Here is a 20,655-nt window from a genome sequence, read left to right as displayed (position 1 = left end):
GCCGGCGGACCCATGAAGGACGGACCGTTTGGGACGGCCCGTTTGGGACGGCCCGTCTGGGACGACCGCCTGGCGCCAGCGGTTTGCGCGCGTATCTGGGGACGGCGCCGGGCATTTCAAGAGCCGGCCGCGCCGCGTCACGACGCGCGCCGCACCGCCGAATCGATATAGCGCGCCAGCAGCCCCGGCAGCGCCGGATCGCCGCAATTCGCGACGTTGAAGCGCATCCATGTGGACGGCGATTGCTGCGGCGAGAACAGGCTGCCCGGCGTCAGCAGGAAGCCGGCTTCGTGCGCGACCGCCGCGAGCGCGTCCGAATCGACGCCCGTGTCGGCCCACAGGAACATCCCGGCCGCCGGCATCGTGAAGAGCTCGAGCCCCGTGCGCTCGAGCATCCGCGCGGTCTTGTCGCGTACGCCGTCGAGCCGCGCGCGCAGCCGCTCGACGTGGCGCCGGTAATGCCCTTCGGTCAGGATCTTGTACAGCACGCGCTCGTTGAGCTCGGGCGTCGTCATCCCGACCAGCATCTTCTGGTCGGTGACGGCCTTCGCGATCTCCGGCGCGCAGGCCACGTAGCCGACCCGCAGGTTCGCCGCGAGCGTCTTCGAATAGCTGCCGAGATAGATCACGCGCTTCAACTGGTCGAGGCTCGCGAGGCGCGTGGCCGGGTAGCTCGGCGGGCACAGGTCGCCGTACACGTCGTCCTCGACGACGAGGAAATCGTAGGCCTCCGCGAGCTTCAGTATCCGGAACGCCTGCGCGGCCGACAGCGACGTGCCGGTCGGGTTCTGCAGCACCGAGTTGATCACGAGCATCTTCGGCCGCCACATCTGCACCAGGGTTTCGAGCGCGTCGAGGTCGGGGCCGTCGGGCGTATACGGCATCCCGACGAGCTGCGCGCCCTGCGCCGCGAAACGGCCGAACATCTGGAACCACGCGGGATCGCCGACGATCACCGCATCGCCCGGCCGCATGTAGATCCGCGAGATCAGGTCGATCGCCTGCGTGATGCCGGAAACCAGCACGATCTGTTCGGGCTTCGCGCCGATCTCGACTTCGGCGAGGCGCGTCTGCAGTTGCTGGCGCAGCGGCAGGAAGCCCTGCGCGGTGCCGAAGCCGAGCATCTGCGCGCCCGACTGGCGCCCGAGCGCGCGCAGCGCGCCGGTGATCAGCTCGCCGTCGAGCCAGCGGCCCGGCAGGTAGCCGAGGCCCGGGCCCTTCTCCGGACTGACGGTGTGCAGCATGTTGCGCAGCAACCAGACGACGTCGATCGTGTTGTGCACGGGCGCGGCCTCGGCCGTGCGCGCGACGCCGTCGGCCGGCTGCGGGCCGGCGCCCGTGCGCTCGCGCACGTAGAAGCCGGAGCCGCGCCGCGAGTCGAGGTAGCCCTGCGCGACGAGGCGCTCGTAGGCCTCGACGACGGTGAAGCGCGACACGCTCTTGTCGAGCGCGAGCTTGCGGATCGACGGCATGCGCATGCCGGGACGGAACACGCGCTCGTCGATACGCCGCCGCGCCCACTGGACGAGCTGGTCGACGAGCGTGAGCGTGGCCGTGTCGTGCGGCGCGGGAATCTGGGCGAGTGGGACGGTGGACATGGGCGGCAGCTCCAACTGTACCGAAGGCTATCGCGCCGATTGTACCGTTACTGTGCCGGTAGCGACGATTACAGTTGACCGGAATGGCGATCGTGCGGCCGCCGGTCCGCCCCCGCCGCACGTGGCGCTGCGCCCGCCGGCCCGCGTCGCGGCCGGTGCGCCGGCTGGTCCGGCCCCCGTCCGGCCCGTCGCCCGCCTACCATGACACTTTCGCTTCCCGACCGACGCTCATGCCAGCCCGCTCCCTGACACTCGACCATCTCGTGATCGCCGCGCGCACCCTCGACGAAGGCGTGCGCCATGTCGCCGACGCGCTCGGCATCGAACCGGCCGGCGGCGGCCGCCACCCGCTGATGCGGACCCACAATGCGCTGTTCGGGGCGTGGGGCGGGCTCTACCTCGAAGTGATCGCGATCGACCCCGACGCGCCCGCGCCGGGCGACGACGCGAAGCCGCCGCGCGCGCGGCTGTTCGGGCTCGACGATCCGTCGATGCACGCGCGACTCGCGCAAGGCCCGTTTCTCGCGCACTGGGTCGCGCGCGTCGACCGCCCGCGCCAGCTTGTGCTGTGGCAGCACCAGTACCCGGCCCGCATCGCGCCCGTCGTCGCGATGCGGCGCGGCGACCTGAGCTGGGGCCTCACGGTGCCCGACGACGGCAGCTTCCCCGCGTGGCAAGGCGCGGGCGACGGCCTCGTGCCGTCGCTGATCCAGTGGGACAGCCCGCGCCATCCGGCCGAATCGCTGCCGAACGACGGCGTCGCGCTGAAGGCGCTCAAGGGCGTCCACCCGCGTGCGGATACGATCCGCGAGCAGCTCGACTGGCTCGGCGCCGCCCACCTGCTCGACGTCGAATCCACCGACGGCCCACCGGCGCTCGTCGCCGAATTCGACACGCCGCAGGGCGCGCGCACGCTGCGCTGAGCGCCCACCCGATCACAACCACCCTGCAAGACGGAGACACCCACGACATGAATTCGCGCGAAACCCGGGGCATGCTGCTCGGCCTGATCGGCGTGATGATCTTCAGCCTGACGCTGCCGATGACGCGGATCGTCGTCTCCGAACTCAATCCGCTGCTCAACGGCCTCGGCCGCGCGCTCGCCGCCGCCGTGCCGGCCGGCCTGCTGCTGTGGTGGCGCCGTGAGCGCCTGCCGACCCGCGCGCAGCTGAAAAGCCTCGCGATCACGTCGGCCGGCGTGATCATCGCGTATCCGGTGTTCTCCGCATGGGCGATGAAATCGGTGCCGGCCTCGCACGGCGCGGTGGTCAACGGGCTGCAACCGCTGTTCGTCGCGCTGTATGCGGCGTGGCTGTCGCACGAACGGCCGTCGAAGGCGTTCTGGGCCAGCGCGGTGGCCGGCAGCGCGCTCGTGATCGCGTTCGCGCTGCGCGACGGCGGCGGCACCGTGCAGGCCGGCGACGCGCTGATGCTCGTCGCGGTCGGCATCGGCGCGCTCGGCTATGCGGAAGGCGCGCGCCTCGCGCGCCAGATCGGCGGCTGGCAGGTGATCTGCTGGGCGCTCGTCGTGTCGGCGCCGTTCCTCGTGCTGCCGGTCGGCTGGCTCGCTTGGATGCAGCACGCCGCGCATCCGGGTCCGCTCGCGCTGCGCACGTGGCTCGCGTTCGGCTACGTGACCCTCTTTTCGCAATTCATCGGCTTTTTTGCGTGGTATGCGGGGCTCGCGATGGGCGGCACCGCGCGCGTCGGCCAGGTGCAACTGCTGCAGATCTTCTTCACGATCGCCTTTTCCGCGCTGCTGTTCGGCGAAACGGTCACGTCGTCGACGTGGCTGTTCGCGGCTGCCGTGATCGCGACCGTGGTGCTCGGGCGCCGCTCGGCGGTCGCCACGGCGCCGCGTCCCGCTCGCGCCGGCTGATGAGCTGCGCCATAATGGACGTTTTGCCTGATCGGTTTTGCCTGACTGGCCGTGCTTACCCAGCCGCGAAGGCTTCATCGTGCCGGCACTGCCCACCCGGCAGCGTCGAAGCGATGCGCCCGAACGACCTTTCTTGACTGACCACGATATCCGAACGAGGAGACTATGAATCCGAACGACCTGCATCCGCCGCACTGGCAGCTTTCCGAACGCGCCCGCAAGCTGACGAGCTCCGCGATCCGCGAGATCCTGAAGGTCACGGAACGCCCCGAGGTCATCTCGTTCGCCGGCGGCCTGCCCGCCCCCGCGACGTTCCCGGCGGAACGCATGCGCGCCGCCGCCGACCGCGTGCTGCGCGACGCGCCGGCCGCCGCGCTGCAGTACAGCGCGACCGAAGGCTACCTGCCGCTGCGCGAATGGATCGCCGAGCGCTACAGCGTGCGCGTGTCGCAGGTGCTGATCACGACCGGCTCGCAGCAGGCGCTCGACCTGCTCGGCAAGGCGCTGATCGACCCGGACAGCCCGATCCTCGTCGAAACGCCGACCTACCTCGGCGCGCTGCAATCGTTCTCGCTGTACGAGCCGCGCTACGTGCAGGTGCCGACCGACGAGCAGGGCCTGCTGCCGGAAGGTCTCACGCCCGAACTCACGCAAGGCGCGCGCCTGCTGTACGCGCAGCCGAACTTCCAGAACCCGACCGGCCGCCGCCTGCCCGTCGAGCGCCGCCGCGCGCTCGCCGCGTTCGCGCAGACGAGCCCGTTCCCGGTGCTGGAGGACGATCCGTACGGCGCGCTGAACTACCAGGGCGAGCCGCTGCCGACGATGCTGTCGATGGCGCCCGACCACGTCGTGCACCTCGGCACGTTCTCGAAGGTGCTCGCGCCGGGCCTGCGGATCGGCTACATCATCGCGCCCGAGGAACTCCACTTCAAGCTCGTGCAGGCCAAGCAGGCCACCGACCTGCACACGCCGACGCTCACGCAGCGCATCGCGCACGAAGTGATCAAGGACGGCTTCCTCGACGAGCACATCCCGACGATCCGCGAGCTGTACAGCGCGCAGTGCGACGCGATGCTCGGCGCGCTTGCGCGCCACATGCCGGAAGGCGTCACGTGGAACCGCCCGGAAGGCGGGATGTTCATCTGGGTGAACCTGCCCGCGCAGATCGACAGCATGAAGCTGCTCGCCGCGGCCGTCGACAACCACGTCGCCTTCGTGCCGGGCGCGCCGTTCTTCGCGGAGAACGCGCAGCAGAACACGCTGCGCCTGTCGTTCGTGACGGTGCCGCCCGAAAAGATCGAGGAAGGCGTCGCGCGCCTCGGCAAGCTGCTGCGCGAGCGCCTCTGATCCCCTTTTTTCCCTGTCACGACTCTCTACGAGGAATCGAACGCATGGCTAACGTCTACGACAAACTGAAGTCGCTCGGCATCGAGCTCCCGACCGCCGGCGCACCGGCCGCGGCCTACGTGATGAGCGCGCAAAGCGGCAACACGGTCTACCTGTCGGGCCACATCGCGAAGAAGGACGGCAAGGTCTGGGCCGGCAAGCTCGGCGCCGATCTCCAAACGGAAGACGGCAAGGCCGCCGCCCGCTCGATCGCGATCGACCTGCTCGCCACCCTGCACGCGCACACCGGCGACCTGAACAAGGTCACGCGCATCGTCAAGCTGATGAGCCTCGTCAACTCGACGCTCGACTTCACCGAACAGCACGTCGTGACGAACGGCGCGTCGGAGCTGATCGCCGAAGTGTTCGGCGACGCGGGCAAGCATGCGCGCTCGGCGTTCGGCGTCGCGCAGATCCCGCTCGGCGCGTGCGTCGAGATCGAACTGATCGCCGAAGTCGCGTAACGGGCGCCGCGCGATGCCCGGCCGTCTCGTTCGCTTCAAGCAGGTCGACGTGTTCACGTCGGTGCCGTTCAAGGGCAATCCGCTCGCCGTGGTGTTCGACGCCGATTCGCTCGGCGACGACGCGATGCTCGAGATCGCCCGCTGGACGAACCTGTCGGAAACGACGTTTCTCTGCACGCCGACCGATCCGGAAGCCGATTACCGCGTGCGGATCTTCACGACGGGCGGCGAACTGCCGTTCGCCGGCCACCCGACGCTCGGCACCGCGCATGCGTTCCTGGAAAGCGGCGCGCGGCCGCGCACGCCGGGCCGGCTGATCCAGCAGTGCGGGGTCGGCCGTGTCGCGCTGCGCGAGCAGGCCGACGGCTGGGCGTTCGCCGCGCCGCCGGCACGCGTCACGCCGCTCGACCGTTCGGACTACGCGGTACTGGCCGCCGCGCTGCGCAGCGACGCGCTCGACCTGGACGCCGAGCCGTGCGCGGTGGACAACGGCGCGCCGTGGCTGGTCGTGCGGCTGAAGTCGGCCGACGCGTGCATCGGCCTGTCGCCCGATCCGGCCGCACTGGCGGCGCTGACCCACCGCTACGGCGTGGACGGCCTCGCCGCCTACGCGCCGCATGCCGAAGGCGGCCCGGCAACGTTCGAGATCCGCTGCCTGATGACGGGCGGCCAGTTCGGCACGCCCGGCGAGGACCCCGTCACCGGCAGCGCGAACGCCGCGCTGGCCGGGCTGCTGACGCGGCAGGAACGCCGCCCCGGCCCGTCGTATACGGCCCGCCAGGGCACGGCGATCGGCCGCGACGGCCGCATCTTCGTCAGCTACGACGCGGACGGCACGACCTGGATCGGCGGCCACGTCGTCACGGTCGTCGACGGCACGTTCCGGTCGCCCGACTGACATTTCGCGATGTGCGATGGCGCCGGCTTGTCCGGCGCCCCGCGCTTTGCCCAGCTATCGCAAAAACGTTCCAGCCAGTAATATCGGGCCTAATCCGTTGTTTCGGAGGTCTGTCCATGGTTGCGCGTCCCGCGAACGAACAGACGTCGGGACAATCCGAACCATAGTCGGCCATCCAGACGGATGGCGCACGCGAGCAGGACGCCGCCCTCTTCGATGAGCTCCGCCCGGTCCAACCACACGCCGCCGAACCGGCCGCTGCGCGCGCCGCGCAAATCGCGCCGGCGTGCGCTGTTTGCCATCCCGCTGCTCGGGATGCTGGCGCTCGCGCTGCTGTGGGCCGTGATCATCGCGCGGCTGTCCGTCGAAAAGGACAGTGCGTACAAGGAAGCAGCGGCTTCCGCGGCGATCCTGTCGTCCGCGCTCGAGCAGCATACGGTCAAGGCGATCCACCAGGTCGACCAGATCACCCGCTTCGTCAAGTTCGAATTCGAGAAGTCGCCGGCGCGCTTCAATCTCGCGAGCGCCGTCGAGAAAGGCGTCGTGCCGAGCGACACGCTGATCCAGGTGTCGCTCGTCAACGCGAAGGGCATCCTGTTCGCGAACACCGCCGAACTCCATCCGCAGCCGATCAACCTGTCCGACCGCGAGCACTTCAAGGTCCATCTCGCGCACAACGACGATCGCCTGTTCATCAGCAAGCCCGTGCTCGGCCGCGTGTCGAGCCACTGGACGCTGCAGATGACGCGGCGCCTGAACAATCCGGACGGCAGCTTCGCAGGCATCGTCGTGGTGTCGGAAGACCCGAGCTACTTCACCAACGATTTCTACAACAACGCGGCGATCGGCAAGGAAGGCGTGATCGCGGTCGTGTCCGACACGGGCGCGGTGCTCGCGCGGCGCACGGGCTCGGTCAGCAACGCGCCGGGCGCGTTTTCGGCGTCGGGCGTCTACCCGATAGCGGAGCGCGTGACGGGCACGATCATCGATCCGATCGACGGCGTGACGCGTATCGTGTCGTACCGCCACCTCGACGGCTACCCGCTCGCGGTAATGGTCGGGCTGTCGCAGACGGAAGAGTTCGCGGACTACACGCACACGCGCAACGTCTACCTGCTGATGACGAGCTTCATCACGCTCGCGATGCTCGCGTTCTTCGGCGTCGCGACGGGCCTGATCGGCAAGCTGCTCGGCCGCGAGCGCGAAATGACGCAGCTCGCCGAATATGACCTGCTCACCGGCCTCGCGAACCGCTATGCGACGCTGCGCGGGCTGCGCAACGACGTGTCGATGCCCGCGAGCCTGTCGCGGCTCGGCCTGCTGTTCATCGATCTCGACAACTTCAAGACCGTCAACGACACGCTCGGTCACAACGCCGGCGACATCGTGCTGCAGATGACCGCGTCGCGCCTGGCCGATGCGGTCGGCGACGAAGGCTCGCTCGCGCGCATCGGCGGCGACGAGTTCGTCGTCGTGATGAAGGGCGACGACGTCGAGCGGCGCGCGGTGCGGCTCGCGGAAGCGATCATCCGGATGTTCGGCGAGCCGTTCGACGTACGCGGCAGTTCGTTCGTGCTGCACGCGAGCATCGGCATCGCGCTGCACACCGTCGCGAACGAAAGCGAGATCGACCTGCTGAAAAAGGCCGACCTCGCGATGTACAGCGCGAAGGACGCCGGCAAGAACTGCTACCAGTTCTATGCGCCGCACCTGTCGCACCGCGCCGACCACCTGATGCGCTGGGAACAGCAATTGCGCGTCGCGCTCGCCGAGGGGCAGCTGTTCCTCGCGTACCAGCCGAAGATCGACCTCACGCACCGCACGATCACCGGCTTCGAGGCGCTCGCCCGCTGGGATCACCCCGAACACGGCGTGATCTCCGCGAACGAATTCATCTCGATCGCCGAATCGACCGGCCTGATCGTGCCGATCGGCGACTTCGTGATCCGCACCGCATGCGAGCAGATCGCGCGCTGGCGCGACGAAGGCCACGACACGCTGACGCTCGCGGTCAACATCTCGCCCGTGCAGTTCTGGCGCGGCGACCTGATCGAGACGATCTCGCAGGCGCTGCAGGACACCGGCATCGACGCGAACCGGCTCGAGATCGAGATCACCGAAACCGCGATGATGGAATATCCGGAACTCGTGTCCGAGAAGATCGTCGCGCTGAAAAAGCTCGGCATCCGGATCGCGCTCGACGATTTCGGCACCGGCTATTCGTCGCTGTCGTACCTGCACCGCTTCTCCGTCGACACGCTGAAGGTCGACCGCTCGTTCGTGCAGGCGATTCCGACCGATCGCAGCGTGTGCGTGATGGTGTCGTCGATCGTGCATCTCGCGCGCTCGCTCGGGCTGACCGTCGTCGTCGAGGGCACCGAAACCGAGGAGCAGATCACGTGGCTGTCCGCGCTCGGCGAAATCGAGGCGCAGGGCTTCCTGTTTTCGCGCCCGGTGCCGGCCGATGCGATTCCCGCGCTGATCGCCCGCTTCGGCGTGCGCGGCGATCATCCGAACGTCGTCGCGCATCGCGCGACCGGCAGCACGGGCGGCTGAGCCGCACCGGTGCGGCCGCGGCGCGCGTTTGCGCACCGCCGCAATTGTTACGTTTTCCGATCCGTTCGTTTAGTTCATTAACTAGCGTTTTCGCGCATGGTAGTGTCACGATGCGCGGCGGACAATCGGGAGGGCCGACGTGTCGGCGGGCCGTCGCCACGGCCTTACGCGAGAGATCCGGCCCTGCGCCAACCACACAATCATGACAACCGTCGAAGTCGAAGCGACCGCGCGTGTCGAAGAGGCACCGGCATCCCTATGGACCTTGTTCAAGGTCATCGCCAGCATTTCGGCCGTCTCGTGGGGCGGGCTTTCGATGATGGCGCAGCTCGAACGCCACTACGTGGAGCGGCTGCAGCGCATCGAGCCGCACGTCTTCGGCGATCTCGTCGCGCTGGCGTGGCTCGTGCCGGGCCCCGTCGGCTGCAATGTCGCCGTGCAGGTCGGCCAGACGCTGCATGGCCGTGCCGGCGCATGGATCGCCGGCATTGCGAGCGTGCTGCCGTTCTCGGTCCTGATGACGCTGTTCGCGATCTTCTATCAGACGCCGCTCGTGCGCTCGCTGGCCGCGCCGGTGCTGATCAATCACTTCGGGATGGTGCTCGCCGCGCTGATCGGCGTCACGTGGGTCAAGCAGTTGCGCTCGCTCGCGCGTACGCGGCTCGAACAGGCGATCGCCGCGTTATCGACGATTCTGCTTGCTTTCGCGCATAGTCCCGCCGCTTTCGTCGCGATTCTGTTCGCCGCGTTCGCAGCGGGCTGGCTGACGGGGCCGTCGCAACGCGACACGGTCGATTTCACGCTGTCCAGGCGCGATCGCGGCCTGCTCGTGCTGCTCGGCGTGCTCGTCGTGCTGTTCGCGGTGCCGCTGCCCGGCGATTACCAGGCGGATCTGCTGTGGCCGCGCCTCGCGGGCGCCGGCATGACGCTGTTCGGCGGCGGCTTCTCCGCGCTGCCGGTGCTCAAGACGCTGTTCGTATCGCCGGCGACGGGCATCTCCGATCACGACTTCACGCTGGCGTTCGCGCTGTCGCCGGTCGCGCCGGGGCCGTTGCTGAACGTCGTGCCGTTTCTCGGCTACCTGACCGACGGCTGGGTCGGTGCGCTGCTCGCCACCGCCGCGCTGTTCATTCCGTCCGGGTGCCTCGTCGTGTTCGCGCAGAACCATCTGTTCCGGCTCAAGCGCCATTCGCGCTTCGAGCACGGGATGCGCCTGCTGCGCGCGGCGACGACGGCCTTTCTCGTGGTCGCCGTCGTGAAGATCCTGCATCGGGAACCGGCCGACCCGGTTTACTGGCTGACGGGCGCGTTCGCGACACTGTGCTTCACGCGCTTCAAGGTGCCCGTCTATGCCGTGTACGGCGTGGTCGCTGCCGTGTGCAGCGTGTGGCTGTGGGCCGCGCACTGACGGGCGGCGGCCGTCGCCCTGCTCGCGCTGGCCGGCCCGACTCCGTCAACCGGCCTGCACCGCGACCCGGCGCGCGATCCAGCGGGCGCGCAGCGCGTCGTACGCGAGGTTGAAGCAGAACGTGTAAGGCAGGAAGAACAGCACGATGCCGAGGTCGAGCAGCAGCGCCTCGACGAGGCTCACGTTCAGCCACCACGCGGCAACCGGCACCACCATCGCGACGAGGCCGAGCTCGAACGTCACCGCGTGCGCGATCCGCATGCCGAGCGTGCGCGACAACCCGGCCCGCCGCTCGAAGCGGTCGAACAGCGTGTTGAACGTCATGTTCCACGCCATCGCGATCAGCGACACCATCACCGTCAGCACGCCGACGTGCGACACCGGCATGTCCAGCAGCCACGCGCCGATCGGCGCGCACAGCGCGATCGCCACCAGTTCGAACGTCAGCGCGTGCAGCAGGCGTTCCGTCACCGTTTTATTCGTCTGTTTCATGATGCTCTCCGAGGCATGACTTGGTTCATGCTGGCCATTCTGATCGGCACAACCGTGTGAATCCAGTTTGATATCATCGGTTTTACCGATATGAAGCCGTCAGGAGCCCTGCATGCACCACGCCCCGGAAGCGCTGCTCGCATTCGCCGAAGCGGCGCTGCTCGGCTCGTTTACGGCCGCGGCCCGCAAGCTCGGCAAGCGTCAGTCGACCGTGTCGGAAGCGATCGCGAATCTCGAGATCGATCTCGGCGTGCAGTTGTTCGACCGCTCGACGCGCACGCCGACGCTCACCGATGCCGGCCGTGCGCTGCTGCCGCAGGTGCAGCGCGCGCTCGAGGCCAGCGCGGCGATCGACCGCACGGCCGCCCGGCTCGCGCACGGCGAGGAGGCGCGGCTCACGCTCGTCGTATCCGATACCTACCAGTCGAAGCGTTACGAGGAAACGTTGATGGCGCTCGAACGGCGCTTTCCGGCGCTCGAGCTCGAATGCCAGATCGCCGAGCACGACGACGTGCTCGACCTGATCCAGCAGGGTCGCGCGCAACTCGGGCTGATGGCCGCGCGCGCGGCCTACCCGGCCGATATCGGCGCGGCGACGGTGGCCGAGGAATCGGAGATCGGGCTGTTCGTCGGCCGCACGCATGCACTCGCCGAATACGGCGACGCCGAGGTGCCGCACGCGGCGCTACGCGACGTGCGCGAACTACGCCTGAATACCTACGTGAAAACGGAAGGTCGCGGCACCGACGACCGGATCGTCGTCGGCACGCAGCACTGGCTGGCGCCGAGCTACCTGATGCTGCTGGAGATGGCCGTACTCGGGTTCGGCTGGGCGGAACTGCCGCGCTGGATGGTCGAGCACTTCGCGCGCGACCGCCTGTGCGAGCTGCGCGCGCGCGGCTGGCCGCGCCGTGTACGGGTGGATGCGGTCTGGTCGCGCAACCGGCCGCTCGGGCCGGCCGGCTCATGGCTGCTCGACGCGATGCTGGCCGCATAGCGGCGCGCGCCGCCGGGCGTGCGGCCGACGGCCGAGGGCGAAGGGCTGACGCCGGCCGGTCAGAAACCGCGCGACAGCACGGCCGCACCGATCGTGACGACGCCGAGCACGAGGTTCACGACGACCAGCAGCCGCACCGCATTCACCGCGCGGGCACCGTCCGGCCAGTTCTGCGCCTGCACCGCACGGCGAATGCGCGGGAACAGCGCGAAGCGGATGTGCCCGAAGATCAGCATCATCACGACGCCGAGCCCGGCCATTGCATGCAGCGACCACGTCGCGTGCGCGCCGCCGAAGCTCATCAGCAGGAAACCGCCGGACAGCAGGATCACGATCACGGCCCCCGACACCCAGTTGAAGAAGCGGCCGAACACGCCTTCGATCAGCGGCAGCCGCAACTGCGGCGACAGGTCGGACAGCGCGGGGCGCAGGCAGAAGTGCGCGAAGACCATCCCGCCCACCCACACGGCGACGGCCAGCAGGTGAAGAAACAGCGCGACGGCAACGGCGTGGGACATGGGGACGATCCTGTGATGAGTGGGGTGCAGCGAACGGCCGCGTCGCACGCGGCATCAAGCGACGTTCGACCCGTCAGCCGCGCGGCGGTTCGGACCCTCGACGCGATTTCACATTATTTTGCAAATTCCGCGTGACAGCGCCACGCTTGCTTACCCGCATTCCTGCGCCGGAAAGAAAAAGCCGCACGCCCGCCGAAGCGGACGTGCGGCCTTCGATCGCGGCCGAACCGGGTGAACCGGACGGTCCGGTCGACCGCGCGGCATCAGCCCAGCAGCGGACGCAACTCGGTGACGACCTTGAGCTTCGTGTCCGGCGCGCGGCCCTTGCGGGCGCGCTTGCCGATGTGCGGCGCGAGTCCGGCATACGACAGCGTGTCGTCCTGCACCTTGCCGCCGCGGCCGGTGCCGATCAGCACGACGCCGGCCGGATCGATCGCCAGCGCCTGCACGAGCGTTTCCTTGTCGTCGAGCGCCATCAGGATCACGCCGCGCCCGCCGCCGGACAGCGTCTTCATCTCGTCCATCCCGAACACGAGCAAGCGGCCGCCACTCGACAGACACGCGACCTGCGTCGCGTTCGGCAGCACCGGCATCGGCGCGAGCGGCACCGCGCCCGCATCGATCGTCATGAACGACTTGCCGGCCTTCAGGCGGCTCACCATGTCGCCGACCTTCGCGAGGAAGCCGAAGCCGTTGCTCGACGCGAGCAGCAGTTGCTGGTCGGCCGGCGCCGCGTAGTAGTGCATCAGGTGCGAGCCCGATTCGAGCTCGATCAGCGACGTGACCGGCACGCCGTCGCCGCGCCCGCCCGGCAGCACCGACACGTCGACCGAATACACGCGGCCGCTGCTGCCCCACGCGATCAGGCGATCCGGCGTGCGGCACTGGAACGCCGCGTAGAGATGATCGCCCGCCTTGAACGTGAAGCCGGCCGGGTCGAGCCCGTGGCCCTTCAGCGCACGCACCCAGCCCTTCTGCGACACGACGACCGTCACCGGCTCGTCGACCACCTTCGCCTCGAACGTCGCGCGCTTTTCCTGCTGAATCAGCGTGCGGCGATCGTCGCCGTACTGCTTCGCGTCGGCCTCGATCTCCTTGATCATCAGCCGCTTCATCGCGCTTTCGTTCGCGAGCAGGTCCTCGAGCTTCGCCTTCTCGTCGCGCAGCGCTTCGAGTTCCTTCTCGATCTTGATCTTCTCGAGCCGCGCGAGCTGGCGCAGCCGGATTTCGAGGATGTCCTCGGCCTGCCGCTCGCTGAGGCCGAACGCGCTCATCAGCGCGGCCTTCGGCTCGTCCGACTCGCGAATGATGCGGATCACCTCGTCGATGTTCAGGAAGACGATCATCCGCCCTTCGAGGATGTGGATGCGGTCGTCGACCTTCGCGAGACGATGGCGGCACCGGCGCGTCATCGTCAGCTGGCGGAACTTCACCCATTCGTCGAGGATCGTCAGCAGGCCCTTCTGGCCCGGCCGGCCGTCGGCGCCGATCATCACGAGGTTCAGCGTCGCGTTCGATTCGAGGCTCGTGTACGCGAGCAGCGTGTTCACGAATTCCGTCTGGTCGATCGTGCGCGACTTCGGCTCGAACACGAGCCGCACCGCCGCTTCCTTGCCCGACTCGTCGCGCACCGCGTCGAGCAGGTCGAGCATCGCCTTCTTCGTGTTCAGCTGCTCGGGCGTCAGCGTCTTCTTGCCGAGCTTCAGCTTCGGGTTGGTCAGTTCCTCGATTTCCTCGAGCACCTTCTGGCCCGACGTGCTCGGCGGCAGCTCGGTCACGACGAGCTGCCACTGGCCACGCGCGAGATCCTCGATCTTCCATTTCGCGCGCACCTTCAGGCTGCCGCGGCCCGATTCGTACGCCGCGGAGATTTCGGTGTCGCTCGATATGATCTGGCCGCCGCCGGGGAAATCCGGGCCGGGGATCAGGTTCATCAGCTCCGCGTGCGTGAGCTTCGGATTGCGGATCAGCGCGACCGCCGCGGCCGCGACTTCGCGCAGGTTGTGCGACGGGATTTCGGTGGCGAGGCCGACCGCGATGCCCGACGCGCCGTTCAGCAGCACGAACGGCATGCGGCTCGGCAGCGTCTTCGGCTCCTCGAACGAGCCGTCGTAGTTCGGCATGAAGTCGACCGTGCCCTGGTCGATCTCGTCGAGCAGCAGCTTCGCGATCGGCGTGAGCCGCGCTTCCGTGTAACGCATCGCCGCCGCGCCGTCGCCGTCGCGCGAACCGAAGTTGCCCTGCCCGTCGATCAGCGGGTAGCGCAGCGAGAAATCCTGCGCGAGACGCACGAGCGCGTCGTACGCCGACTGGTCGCCGTGCGGGTGGTATTTACCTAGCACGTCGCCGACCACGCGCGCCGACTTCACCGGCTTCGCGTCGGGGCCGAGGCCCATTTCGTTCATCGCGAACAGGATTCGGCGCTGCACCGGCTTCTGGCCGTCGCACACGTCGGGCAGCGCGCGGCTCTTCACGACGCTGACCGCGTAGCTGAGATACGCCTGTTCCGCATAGTTGCCGAGCGTCAGCGCGTCGCTCTCGGGCGCGTCGGGGCTGGCAAAGAGATCGGAAGTATTGTCGTCCATCTGAATTCCGTATTCGTAAGTGGCGTGAGGCCGGGCCGGGCGTCATGCCCGGCCGCGCGGAACGCTCCGCTTAAATGTCCGCTTCGACGTCGTTGCCCTTTTCCTCGAGCCAGCCGCGCCGCGCGGCTGCCTCGCCCTTGCCCATCAGCATCGTCATCCGCGCGACGGTCGCCTCGTAGTCGAGCTCGCCGAGCTTCACCGGCATCAGGCGGCGCGTGTCGGGGTTCATCGTCGTGTCCCACAGCTGCTCGGCGCTCATTTCGCCGAGGCCCTTGAAGCGGCTGATGCTCCACTGCGTGTCGCGCACGCCGTCCTTGCGCAGCTTGTCGAGGATCGCCTCGAGCTCGCCGTCGTCGAGCGCATAGAGCTTCTGCGCGGGCTTCTTGCCGCGCGCCGGCGCGTCGACGCGGAACAGCGGCGGACGCGCGACGTACACGTGGCCGCGCTCGATCAGTTGCGGGAAATGCTTGAAGAACAGCGTGAGCAGCAGCACCTGGATGTGCGAACCGTCGACGTCCGCGTCCGACAGGATGCAGATCTTGCCGTAGCGCAGATTCGACACGTCGACCGTATCGTCCGGGCTGTGCGGATCGACGCCGATCGCGACCGAGATGTCGTGCACCTCGTTGTTCGCGAAGAGACGATCGCGCTCGGTTTCCCATGTGTTCAGCACCTTGCCGCGCAGCGGCAGGATCGCCTGGTATTCCTTGTCGCGGCCCATCTTCGCGGAGCCGCCCGCCGAGTCGCCCTCGACGAGGAACAATTCGTTGCGCGCGATATCTTCCGTCTCGCAATCGGTCAGCTTGCCCGGCAGCACCGCGACGCCCGAGCTCTTGCGCTTCTCGACCTTCTGGCCGGCGCGCGTACGCGCCTGCGCCTGCTTGATCACGAGTTCGGCGAGCTTCTTGCCGTGCTCGACGTGCTGGTTCAGCCACAGTTCGAGCGCCGGACGCGAGAACGACGACACGAGCTTCACCGCGTCGCGGCTGTTCAGCCGCTCCTTGATCTGCCCCTGGAACTGCGGATCGAGCACTTTCGCGGATAGCACGAACGACACGCGCGCGAACACGTCTTCCGCGAGCAGTTTCACACCCTTCGGCTGCAGGTTGTGCAGTTCGACGAAGCTCTTCACCGCCTGGTAGAGACCGTCGCGCAGGCCCGACTCGTGCGTGCCGCCTGCAGGTGTAGGGATCAGGTTCACATACGACTCGCGCACGAGCGAGCCTTCCTCGCTCCATGCGACGACCCACGATGCGCCCTCGCCTTCGGCGAAGGTTTCGTCGGTCGAACGCGCATCGGCGAAACGCTCGCCTTCGAACAGCGGGATCAGCAGCTCGCTGCCGTTCATTTCGTCGAGCAGGTAGCCGCGCAGGCCGTCTTCATACTTCCACGTCTGGCGCTCGCCCGTTTTTTCGTTGACGAGCACGACCTCGACGCCCGGCAGCAGCACGGCCTTCGAGCGCAGCAGGCGCTGCAACTCGCCGAGCGGCAGGTTCGGCGAATCGAAGTACTTCGGATTCGGCCACACCTGCACGCGCGTGCCGGATTTCTTCTCGCCGCGGCCCGCGCCTTGCGTGGACAGCGGCTTCACGACGTCGCCGTCGGCGAAGCCGAGCTCGGCGATCTTGCCGTCGCGCCATACCGTCACGTCGAGACGCGTCGCAAGCGCGTTCGTCACCGACACGCCGACTCCGTGCAGGCCGCCCGAGAACGTATACGCGCCGCCCGCGGCCTTGTCGAACTTGCCGCCCGCGTGCAGGCGCGTGAACACGATCTCGACGACCGGCACGCCCTCTTCGGGGTGCATGCCGAACGGGATGCCGCGGCCGTCGTCTTCGACGGAGACCGACTGGTCGGCGTGCAGCGTGACCGTGATCTGCTTGCCGTAGCCGCCGAGCGCCTCGTCGGACGCGTTGTCGATGACTTCCTGGATGATGTGCAGCGGATTCTCGGTACGGGTGTACATGCCGGGCCGCTGCTTGACCGGCTCGAGACCCTTGAGCACCTTGATCGATGCTTCGCTATAGGCCGCGCTGGGTTTCTTTGTTGACATAGGCGCTGAATTTCGTCATTCATCGGGACGTTGTCCACACCTCGTGTGGATAACGTCGTGGACAAAACGTTGAGTTCCGTAAAAAAGCGAATCGAAACAACGGTGTGCTTGGACTGCTCCGAAAGCGGGCGCGCGGCGTGTGCGGCGCGACCCTGGACGCGCGGTATTTTACTGGTTCCGCGTGGCGCGCCAATCGCGGGATCGGCGCGCACCGCGCGCGTCACACCGGCTTGCGTTTCGCCTCGAGCGTTTCCCACCGTTCGAGCGCGGCGAGCAGTTCGTCGTCGATCGCCGCAAACCGCTCGGTCAGGCGCGTGCCTTCCTGCGGATCCTTCGCGAAAATCGCGCCGTCCTCGAGCTGCGCATTGATCGTCTTCTGCTCCGCTTCGAGCGCGGCGATCTTCTCCGGCAGCGAATCGAGCTCGCGCTGCTCGTTGAACGACAGCTTCACCGTGCGCTGCGCGTTGCGGCCGGCCGCGCTCTTCGCCGGTTCGTCCTTCGCGGGCGCCGCCTCCTTGACCGCGCGCTTCGCCGCTTCCTGCTGCGCGAGCTGCTCCGAGCGCTCGCTCTGGATCTGCCAGTCGGTGAAGCCGCCGACGTATTCGCGCCACTTGCCGTCGCCCTCGGCCGCGATCACCGACGTCACGACGTTGTCGAGGAACGCGCGATCGTGGCTGACCAGCAGCACCGTGCCGTCGTAGTCGGCCAGCAGCTCTTCGAGCAGTTCGAGCGTCGGGATGTCGAGGTCGTTGGTCGGTTCGTCGAGCACCAGCACGTTGGCCGGCCGCGCGAACAGGCGCGCGAGCAGCAGCCGGTTGCGCTCGCCGCCCGACAGCGACTTCACCGGCGAACGCGCGCGTTCCGGCGCGAACAGGAAATCGCCGAGATAGCTCATCACGTGCTTGCGCACGCCGCCGATCTCGACCCATTCGCTGCCGGGGCTGATCGTGTCGGCCAGGCTCTTCTCCTGGTCGAGCTGCGCGCGCATCTGGTCGAAATACGCGACCTGCAGGTTCGTGCCGGTGCGCACCGTGCCTTCGTCGGGCTTCAGGTCGCCGAGGATCAGCTTCAGCAACGTCGTCTTGCCGGCGCCGTTCGGTCCGACGAAGCCGATCTTGTCGCCGCGCATGACCGTCGTCGAGAAGCGGTCGACCACCGTGCGGCCGCCGTAGCGCTTCGTCACGTCGGTCAGCTCCGCGACGATCTTGCCGGACTTCTCGCCCTGCGCGACGTCGAGCTTCACGTTGCCCTGCGCATTGCGGCGCTCCGCGCGCTCGTTGCGCATCTGCACGAGCCGCGCGATGCGGCCGACGCTGCGCGTGCGGCGCGCCTCGACGCCCTTGCGGATCCACACTTCTTCCTGCGCGAGCAGCTTGTCGAACTTCTCGTTCTCCACGCGCTCGACTTCGAGCTGCTGCGCCTTGCGCGTCTGGTACGCGGAGAAATTGCCCGGATACGACAGCAGCCGGCCGCGATCGAGCTCGACGATGCGCGTCGCGACGCGATCGAGGAACGCGCGATCGTGGGTGATGAACAGCAGGCCCGCGCGCTGCGCGACGAGCAGCTCCTCGAGCCAGCGGATGCCGTCGAAGTCGAGGTGGTTGGTCGGCTCGTCGAGCAGCAGCACGTCGGGCTGCAGCACCAGCGCGCGCGCCAGCGCGACGCGCTTCTGCATCCCGCCCGACAGCGCGTCGACGCTCGCGTCGCCGTCCGTCAGGCCGATTTGCGCGAGCGTCATCGACACGCGTGTGCGCCAGTTCCACGCGTCGTGCGCATCGAGCGACGACTGCAGCGCGTTCATCCGCGCGAGCAGCGCATCGTGCTCGGCGCCTTCCGGGATCTCCGCGAGGCGGTGCGCGATCGAATCGTATTCTTCGAGCAGTTCGCGCGTATGCCCGAGCCCGGACGCGACCGCGTCGAACACCGTCGCGCCCGGTTCGAATTCGGGCTCCTGCGGCACGTAGACGGTCACGAGCTCCTGCTGGCGCGTGACCAGCCCGTCGTCGGGCTTCGCGAGATCGGCGACGATCTTCAGCAGCGACGACTTGCCCGCGCCGTTGCGGCCGATCAGGCCGACCCGCTCGCCGGCTTCCAGCGAGAAATCCGCGTGATCGAGCAACGCGACGTGACCGAACGCGAGCTGCGCGCCGGTAATGGAATAGAGCGACATGGGGAGACGGCGAAGAGAGAAATCGGAAGCGCCCATTGTACCGGGCGCGGAGGCCGGCATCGGCTCGGCTGGATGGACGAGTGCCGCGGGGCGTTTCCGATGGGCGCCGGCGCGGTAGTGCGGGTGCGGTGTGGCCGACCTCCGGTTTTCGGATGCCGGCTACGGTTTGCGTACCCGCATGAGCACGCGGATGCTGGCCGGATGCCAGGGGCCGGCCGATCGGCAGATCCCGCGCGGCGCATCGCGCGCCGGCGCGGGATGCACGGTTATTTCACGTTGACCGTGATCGTCGAGCTCAGTTCGGGACCGTACGAACGGTGCGCGCCGTCACCGAATTGCAGCGTCAGCGTGTGCTGGCCGGGCGGCAGCTTCAGGTCGGTTTCGGTCTGGGCCTTGCCGAAATGCAGCGAGCGTTCGCTCGCCGGGATCACGTCGCCTTTCGGAATCGGCCGGCCGTCGATCAGCAGGTGATGATGGCCGGTGTTCGGCGTCATGTCGCCGGCGGGCTTCAGCGCCATGCCTTCGAGACCGAACTTCACATGCACCGGATTCGACACCGTCGCACCGTCGCTCGGCGCTTCGAAATACACGCGCGCCTCGGCCCGCGCGATCGTCGACACGGCCATCGCCGCGACGCATACCGCACCTGCGATCCACTTTCTGTTCAGCATCGCATTCTCCTTATGATTGGACAGCCTCGGAAGCATACACCGCACGAACAGCGGGCGTGTTTCAGTTGCGTTGTTCGCGATGCGTACGTTTAAAACGACGTTGCGCTGGCGTTCGACGAAATTCCGGTAACATTGCGCCTTTCGTCCGCCGGCGAGGCTGCGGACGGCATCGCCGAATTTTCTTTATCCCGAGCGCAACATGAGCGAAGTAACCGAATACCAGAGCTGGGTCTGCCTGATTTGCGGGTGGGTCTACAACGAAGCGGAAGGGCTGCCCGACGAAGGCATTCCGGCCGGCACGCGTTTCGCCGACATTCCCGCCGACTGGCGCTGCCCGCTGTGCGACGTGGGCAAGGAAGATTTCGTCGTCGTCGATTTCTGATTTTCTGTTTCGATCGCGGGTGATCTCGCGATACGCGCGTCGCGAGGGCATTCCGCCCCGCCGACGCGCCACGCGTTTGCTATACTCTGCGCGCTGTCCACACCGCCGTCCGGCTCGCGGTTTTTTGCGCGATCGCCCGGATATGGCTCTCCCCGTAGTTCAATGGATAGAACAAGCGCCTCCTAAGCGCTAGATACAGGTTCGATTCCTGTCGGGGGGACCAGTAAGTCTCCCAAAGCCTCCCAAGATTTCCTAAAAAGCCCCGCACGGCCTTGCTCTGCGGGGCTTTTTGCTGCCATCATTGCCCATGACTGCCCAGTACAAGCCAAGCACCTTGGGGGTATCAGTGGGGATATACCCCGAAGTGCTCGGCGCCGATACCCCAACGCAAAATGCCGAAGCAAACCGATCCTCTCACTGACTTGAAGGTGCGCCGCGCGAAGTCTACCGAGCAGCCTTACCGTCTTGCTGACGGCAAGGGGTGTTGATTTGCACGGAATCCTGACCCACCCTACGCAGTAATTTGCATCGAATATTGACCCACGTAGAACACTGACCTGCTCGGCAACGGGCAGGGGAACGGAGTGATCGACGTGGC

16 protein-coding genes and 1 tRNA gene are annotated in these 20,655 nt (G+C 67.6%); 10 read left to right on the top strand and 7 right to left on the bottom strand.

The features are described from left to right. Positions 1–137 precede the first annotated feature (137 nt). Complete coding sequence (locus HWX55_RS33750) at positions 138–1,598, bottom strand: PLP-dependent aminotransferase family protein (RefSeq protein ID WP_175978829.1); 1,461 nt, start codon at positions 1,596–1,598, stop codon at positions 138–140. A gap of 230 nt (positions 1,599–1,828) precedes the next feature. Between HWX55_RS33750 and HWX55_RS33745 the strand changes: the two genes are divergently transcribed. From HWX55_RS33745 to HWX55_RS33715, 7 genes are all read left to right on the top strand, one after another. Beyond that, complete coding sequence (locus HWX55_RS33745; RefSeq protein WP_175978828.1) at positions 1,829–2,521, top strand: VOC family protein; 693 nt, start codon at positions 1,829–1,831, stop codon at positions 2,519–2,521. Positions 2,522–2,568: 47 nt separating this feature from the next. After that, a complete protein-coding gene (locus tag HWX55_RS33740; protein WP_124554820.1) occupies positions 2,569–3,477 on the top strand; it encodes a DMT family transporter in 909 nt (302 codons plus the stop codon). A 165-nt stretch (positions 3,478–3,642) separates the two neighbouring features. Then, positions 3,643–4,824 (top strand): PLP-dependent aminotransferase family protein, encoded by a 1,182-nt coding sequence (locus HWX55_RS33735; protein WP_175978827.1) that lies wholly within the window; start codon positions 3,643–3,645, stop codon positions 4,822–4,824. A gap of 44 nt (positions 4,825–4,868) precedes the next feature. Continuing rightward, positions 4,869–5,327 (top strand): RidA family protein, encoded by a 459-nt coding sequence (locus HWX55_RS33730; protein WP_006478174.1) that lies wholly within the window; start codon positions 4,869–4,871, stop codon positions 5,325–5,327. Between the two features lie 13 nt (positions 5,328–5,340). Continuing rightward, positions 5,341–6,225, top strand: a complete 885-nt coding sequence (locus HWX55_RS33725; RefSeq protein ID WP_175978826.1) for a PhzF family phenazine biosynthesis protein — start codon at positions 5,341–5,343, stop codon at positions 6,223–6,225. 216 nt (positions 6,226–6,441) lie between these two features. Continuing rightward, a complete protein-coding gene (locus HWX55_RS33720) occupies positions 6,442–8,781 on the top strand; it encodes an EAL domain-containing protein (RefSeq protein WP_175978825.1) in 2,340 nt (779 codons plus the stop codon). A gap of 202 nt (positions 8,782–8,983) precedes the next feature. Beyond that, entirely contained in the window at positions 8,984–10,189 is a 1,206-nt protein-coding gene (locus tag HWX55_RS33715) for a chromate transporter (protein ID WP_175978824.1), read from the top strand. 45 nt (positions 10,190–10,234) lie between these two features. Here HWX55_RS33715 and HWX55_RS33710 read toward each other — a convergent pair whose 3' ends face one another. After that, a complete protein-coding gene (locus HWX55_RS33710) occupies positions 10,235–10,681 on the bottom strand; it encodes a multidrug/biocide efflux PACE transporter (RefSeq protein ID WP_175978823.1) in 447 nt (148 codons plus the stop codon). Between the two features lie 112 nt (positions 10,682–10,793). Here HWX55_RS33710 and HWX55_RS33705 point away from each other — a divergent pair, with 112 nt between their 5' ends. Then, positions 10,794–11,678: a LysR family transcriptional regulator gene (locus tag HWX55_RS33705; RefSeq protein ID WP_069618083.1), complete on the top strand. Its 885-nt coding sequence runs from the start codon at positions 10,794–10,796 to the stop codon at positions 11,676–11,678. A 59-nt stretch (positions 11,679–11,737) separates the two neighbouring features. Here the strand turns inward: HWX55_RS33705 and HWX55_RS33700 are convergent, their stop codons facing one another. The 5 genes from HWX55_RS33700 to HWX55_RS33680 form a co-directional block, all read right to left on the bottom strand. Beyond that, complete coding sequence (locus HWX55_RS33700; protein WP_050017501.1) at positions 11,738–12,196, bottom strand: CopD family protein; 459 nt, start codon at positions 12,194–12,196, stop codon at positions 11,738–11,740. Positions 12,197–12,459: 263 nt separating this feature from the next. After that, a complete protein-coding gene (gene parC / locus HWX55_RS33695; protein WP_175978822.1) occupies positions 12,460–14,781 on the bottom strand; it encodes a DNA topoisomerase IV subunit A in 2,322 nt (773 codons plus the stop codon). A 70-nt stretch (positions 14,782–14,851) separates the two neighbouring features. Next, positions 14,852–16,834, bottom strand: coding sequence for a DNA topoisomerase IV subunit B (gene parE, locus HWX55_RS33690; protein ID WP_050017499.1), 1,983 nt, complete (start codon positions 16,832–16,834; stop codon positions 14,852–14,854). Positions 16,835–17,054: 220 nt separating this feature from the next. Further along, positions 17,055–19,040: an ATP-binding cassette domain-containing protein gene (locus HWX55_RS33685; RefSeq protein ID WP_175978821.1), complete on the bottom strand. Its 1,986-nt coding sequence runs from the start codon at positions 19,038–19,040 to the stop codon at positions 17,055–17,057. A 230-nt stretch (positions 19,041–19,270) separates the two neighbouring features. Then, positions 19,271–19,675, bottom strand: a complete 405-nt coding sequence (locus HWX55_RS33680; RefSeq protein WP_050017496.1) for a DUF4399 domain-containing protein — start codon at positions 19,673–19,675, stop codon at positions 19,271–19,273. Positions 19,676–19,874: 199 nt separating this feature from the next. Here HWX55_RS33680 and HWX55_RS33675 point away from each other — a divergent pair, with 199 nt between their 5' ends. Further along, positions 19,875–20,057, top strand: coding sequence for a rubredoxin (locus HWX55_RS33675; RefSeq protein WP_006478164.1), 183 nt, complete (start codon positions 19,875–19,877; stop codon positions 20,055–20,057). 148 nt (positions 20,058–20,205) lie between these two features. Then, positions 20,206–20,280 (top strand) — tRNA-Arg (locus HWX55_RS33670). The last annotated feature ends 375 nt before the right edge of the window (positions 20,281–20,655 follow it).

This window comes from Burkholderia sp. BCC1047 (assembly GCF_902833155.1).
GTDB classification, from domain to species: Bacteria; Pseudomonadota; Gammaproteobacteria; order Burkholderiales; family Burkholderiaceae; genus Burkholderia; species Burkholderia sola.
Note: the sequence above shows the minus strand (reverse complement) of the source record. Positions and strands in the feature narration are given on the sequence as shown.

Bases quoted from the DNA above. Each gene is read 5' to 3' on its own strand.
- HWX55_RS33750 (WP_175978829.1), bottom strand. From the start codon at position 1,598: ATGTCCACCGTCCCACTCGCCCAGATTCCCGCGCCGCACGACACGGCC.
- HWX55_RS33745 (WP_175978828.1), top strand. From the start codon at position 1,829: ATGCCAGCCCGCTCCCTGACACTCGACCATCTCGTGATCGCCGCGCGC.
- HWX55_RS33740 (WP_124554820.1), top strand. From the start codon at position 2,569: ATGAATTCGCGCGAAACCCGGGGCATGCTGCTCGGCCTGATCGGCGTG.
- HWX55_RS33735 (WP_175978827.1), top strand. From the start codon at position 3,643: ATGAATCCGAACGACCTGCATCCGCCGCACTGGCAGCTTTCCGAACGC.
- HWX55_RS33730 (WP_006478174.1), top strand. From the start codon at position 4,869: ATGGCTAACGTCTACGACAAACTGAAGTCGCTCGGCATCGAGCTCCCG.
- HWX55_RS33725 (WP_175978826.1), top strand. From the start codon at position 5,341: ATGCCCGGCCGTCTCGTTCGCTTCAAGCAGGTCGACGTGTTCACGTCG.
- HWX55_RS33720 (WP_175978825.1), top strand. From the start codon at position 6,442: ATGAGCTCCGCCCGGTCCAACCACACGCCGCCGAACCGGCCGCTGCGC.
- HWX55_RS33715 (WP_175978824.1), top strand. From the start codon at position 8,984: ATGACAACCGTCGAAGTCGAAGCGACCGCGCGTGTCGAAGAGGCACCG.
- HWX55_RS33710 (WP_175978823.1), bottom strand. From the start codon at position 10,681: ATGAAACAGACGAATAAAACGGTGACGGAACGCCTGCTGCACGCGCTG.
- HWX55_RS33705 (WP_069618083.1), top strand. From the start codon at position 10,794: ATGCACCACGCCCCGGAAGCGCTGCTCGCATTCGCCGAAGCGGCGCTG.
- HWX55_RS33700 (WP_050017501.1), bottom strand. From the start codon at position 12,196: ATGTCCCACGCCGTTGCCGTCGCGCTGTTTCTTCACCTGCTGGCCGTC.
- parC (WP_175978822.1), bottom strand. From the start codon at position 14,781: ATGGACGACAATACTTCCGATCTCTTTGCCAGCCCCGACGCGCCCGAG.
- parE (WP_050017499.1), bottom strand. From the start codon at position 16,834: ATGTCAACAAAGAAACCCAGCGCGGCCTATAGCGAAGCATCGATCAAG.
- HWX55_RS33685 (WP_175978821.1), bottom strand. From the start codon at position 19,040: ATGGGCGCTTCCGATTTCTCTCTTCGCCGTCTCCCCATGTCGCTCTAT.
- HWX55_RS33680 (WP_050017496.1), bottom strand. From the start codon at position 19,675: ATGCTGAACAGAAAGTGGATCGCAGGTGCGGTATGCGTCGCGGCGATG.
- HWX55_RS33675 (WP_006478164.1), top strand. From the start codon at position 19,875: ATGAGCGAAGTAACCGAATACCAGAGCTGGGTCTGCCTGATTTGCGGG.